General features: G+C 62.1%; 3 protein-coding genes and 2 pseudogenes. 2 read left to right on the top strand and 3 right to left on the bottom strand.

The window, feature by feature from the left end; genetic code table 11:
- Together EN750_RS41705 and EN750_RS24205 are read left to right on the top strand one after the other, a co-directional pair.
- Positions 1–84 (top strand): annotated as a pseudogene (locus tag EN750_RS41705) (TetR/AcrR family transcriptional regulator); the annotation flags it as partial.
- Between the two features lie 13 nt (positions 85–97).
- Positions 98–322 (top strand): annotated as a pseudogene (locus EN750_RS24205) (SDR family oxidoreductase); the annotation flags it as partial.
- Between the two features lie 16 nt (positions 323–338).
- On the opposite strand, the gene EN750_RS24200 reads toward EN750_RS24205, so the two are convergent.
- From EN750_RS24200 to EN750_RS24190, 3 genes are all read right to left on the bottom strand, one after another.
- Positions 339–2,018 (bottom strand): ABC transporter ATP-binding protein, encoded by a 1,680-nt coding sequence (locus EN750_RS24200; protein ID WP_127397894.1) that lies wholly within the window; start codon positions 2,016–2,018, stop codon positions 339–341.
- Between the two features lies 1 nt (position 2,019).
- Positions 2,020–2,871, bottom strand: coding sequence for an ABC transporter permease (locus tag EN750_RS24195; RefSeq protein ID WP_245482787.1), 852 nt, complete (start codon positions 2,869–2,871; stop codon positions 2,020–2,022).
- On the bottom strand, positions 2,868–3,497 hold a 630-nt coding region (locus tag EN750_RS24190; protein ID WP_189526417.1), incomplete at its 5' end, for an ABC transporter permease. The genes EN750_RS24190 and EN750_RS24195, both read right to left, overlap by 4 nt.

Here is a 3,497-nt window from a genome sequence, read left to right as displayed (position 1 = left end):
GGCATGAACCTCTTCGATTCGGATGTTCTGTCGAAAGACGAGCGAGAGCTTCTGGTATCGTCCCTGCTCGAGATCGCCAAATAGGCGTCGCCCACCCTATGTCTGGACCCCGCTGGTCGAAAGGCAGATTCCCGACACCATGAAGGCGCGCGGCATGACCGAGGAACAGGTCAAGCACGATGTGCTGCTCGCAGCCCAGCCGACCAAGGAATTCGTCACCGTCGACGAGCTTGCCGCGCTGACGCTGTTCCTGTGTTCGGATGCGGCCAGGCAGATCACCGGCACGACCTTGCCGATGGACGGCGGCTGGACGGCACAGTAGACCGGCCCCGAAGGCTTCAGCATTTGCTTCCGGCGGCCAGTAGCGGGGTGTCTCCTGGTTGGATTCCGCTGCTCGTTCGACGCGAGAGTTTCGGGATAGCGGCGATCAACTCTTGGGTATAGGCCTGCTGCGGGCGATCCAGAACGTCTTCCGTATGGCCGTATTCAACCAGCTTGCCGTGCTGCATGACCGCAACGTGCTCGCAGAGATAACGCACCACGCCCAGATCGTGGGAAATCAGGATCAGCGTCAGCGACAATTCGCGGCGCAGCCGCGCAAAGAGGCCGAGCACCTGGGCCTGGATGGTGACGTCCAGAGCGGAGGTGACTTCATCGGCGATCAAGATCTCCGGCTCCAGCGCCAGGGCTCTGGCGATGCCGACGCGCTGCCGCTGGCCGCCGGAAAGCTGCGTGGTGCGTCGGTCCAGCAACTGGCGCGGCAATTCCACTTTTTCCATCAGCTCGCGGATCCGCTCCGGAATGTCTCTTTCCGGGCAGATGTTCTGTTGCCGCAGCGGTTCGGCCAGAGTTCGCGCAACCGTAAACGCCGGGTTGAGGGACGTGAACGGGTCCTGGAACACCATCTGCAGTTTGCGAACCTGCTCCGGTCGGCGCTGCCTTAGCGCGCGATCGAGCGATTGGCCGTCCACCTCGATCTCTCCTTGTTCCGGCTGCACCAGGCCTGCAATGGCCCGGGCTATGGTGCTCTTGCCGGAACCGGACTCGCCGACGATCCCCAGTGCCCCACCGCGCCGCAATGCCAGCGAAACATTGTCGACCGCGCGCACGATCTGCGGCGGCTTGCGTGTCGCCCAGGCTGCAAGGCTCTGCCCTGGGTAGAAGTTCACGCACAGGTTCTTCACCAGGAGATGCGGTTCCGTCGCCACGGGGCAGGCATGCGTGGTCGGCTTCATCAGCGAGGGTTGGGAAGCGATCAGGCGCTTCGTGTATTCATGGGCGGGGTCACGCAGGATCTGATCGACCGAGCCGATTTCCAGCACCGCGCCGTCCTTCATGACGACGACGCGGTCGCACATTTCCGCGATCACGCCAAGGTCGTGAGAGACCAGAATGACCGACAGCTTGCGTTCACGCCGGATGCCGCGGAGCAGGTCGAGTATCTGAGCTTGCACCGTCACATCAAGTGCCGTCGTGGGTTCGTCGGCAATCAGCAGTTTCGGTTCGCAGGCAAGGGCCGCCGCAATCATCACCCGCTGACGCATGCCACCGGATAGCTCGTGAGGATAGGCGCCCGCGCGCCTTGGCGCGTCCTTGATGTGCATGTCTTCGAGCAGTCCGACCGCCCGCGCATTGGCCTGCCGCCAGGATATGCCCTGATGGACCACCATCGCTTCGCCCACCTGACGCCCGACCGTCATGATCGGATCAAGATGCGTCGACGGGTTCTGGAAGATCATCGCCGCTTGCCCGCCACGCAGCTGGCCCAGTTCGGCATCCTTCATGGCGAGGACATCACTGCCCTCGAACATGATCCGGCCCGACTTTACCAGTGCGTTGCCGGCAATCAGCTTGAGGATGGCTCTGCAGGCCACCGTCTTGCCCGATCCGGATTCACCGACGATCCCAAGGACCTCTCCTGCTTTCAGTGAAAAGCTGACGCCGCGCAGGGCGTGGACGTCGCCAAAATTGGTGGCGAAGTCGATGGTGAGATTCTCGACGCTGACGAGGTCGCTCATCTCAGGATTCCGTGTTCAGGAGGCGGGCGAGACCATCAGCGGTCAACGAGAGGCCCAGTGCCAGAAGGCAGATGGCGATGCCTGGGAAGATCGCAATCCACCATGCGGTCGTCAGGTAGGTCTGCCCGTCCGCGATCATGGCGCCCCATTCGGGCGTTGGCGGTTGTACGCCGAGGCCGAGAAAACCCAATGATGATCCGAGCACGATGGCCAGCACGGCATCGGTCATGACGAAGACGATCGATGGGACGATGGCATTCGGCAGGATGTGGAACAGCATGATGCGCAAATGCCCAAAACCCATGCCACGTGCCGCCAGCACGAAATCGACGCCGCGCAGCACCAGCGCCTGGCTCCGCACAAGTCGCGCATAGCTGACCCAGTTCACCAAGGTGAGCGAGATGAAGTAGCTCTTGAGGCCGGGCCCCAGCACGGCCACGATGGCGATCACGAGGACGAAATAGGGAAATGATACGGTGACCTCGAGGATGCGCATCAGCGCCGCATCGATCCGGCCACCCAGATAGCCGGCGATAAGGCCGATGATCGTCCCCAGGATGATCGGACCAACGACGCCGAAGAAGGCCATGGCGAGATCGTAGCGTGCGGCAAACAATGTTCGCGCCAGGACATCGCGGCCGATGGCGTCGGTGCCAAACCAATGCTCGGCGCCAGGTGGTTTCAACGCCTGCATCACATCGACCTTGATCGGGTCGAAACTGGTCAGCACTGGCGCCAAAATGGCCACGACGATCCAGGCCAAGGTGATGGCGCCGCCAATGATCAAGGTTGCCGGCATCGTCCGGATACGCGCCATGGCCAAGGAGCCGCCGCCCTGCATCACATCGCTCATAATTCCACCCTTGGGTCGAGAATGGCGGTCAAGACATCGACGGCAAAATTCGAAATGACGACACCCACGGCAAGCAGCAGGGCCACTGCCTGGACGACGAACTGGTCGTGCGTGAGAACGCCGCGGATGAGCAGGTTGCCGAGCCCTGGAATGTTGAAGACATTTTCGACAACGACCGTTCCGCCGATCAGGAAGGCGACCACGACGCCCAGCAGGTTGACTGTCGGCAACAGGGAATTCCAGAACACATGCCGGGAAAAGATGTAGCTTTCCGGCAGGCCCCTGGAGCGGCAGGCGATCGCGTAATCCTTGTCCAACTGCTGAATGAAGGTCGCGCGCAGATTGCGCGCGAGGATCGGCGTCACCCCGATGCCGATCGTCAGGGCCGGCAGGAAGAGATGCCACAGATTGTTGAAAAAGGTCGGCCCGTAACCGGATACGGGGAAGATCTTCAGCCGCAGGCAGAAGCCCATGATCAGCAGCAGGCCGACAAAGTAGGACGGCACGCCGACGCCCGCGACGCAGACGAGACGGATGAGGTGATCGATCCACCGTCCGCGCTGCCGGGCAGCGGTGACCGCGAGCGCGAATGTCAACAGCAGCGAGATCACGAGGCCATAGAGGAT

Source organism: Mesorhizobium sp. M7A.F.Ca.ET.027.03.2.1 (assembly GCF_003999175.1).
Lineage (GTDB): Bacteria > Pseudomonadota > Alphaproteobacteria > Rhizobiales > Rhizobiaceae > Mesorhizobium.
Note: the sequence above shows the minus strand (reverse complement) of the source record. Positions and strands in the feature narration are given on the sequence as shown.

Coding starts and splice junctions, on each gene's coding strand:
- EN750_RS24200 (WP_127397894.1), bottom strand. CDS start 2,018: ATGAGCGACCTCGTCAGCGTCGAGAATCTCACCATCGACTTCGCCACC.
- EN750_RS24195 (WP_245482787.1), bottom strand. CDS start 2,871: ATGAGCGATGTGATGCAGGGCGGCGGCTCCTTGGCCATGGCGCGTATC.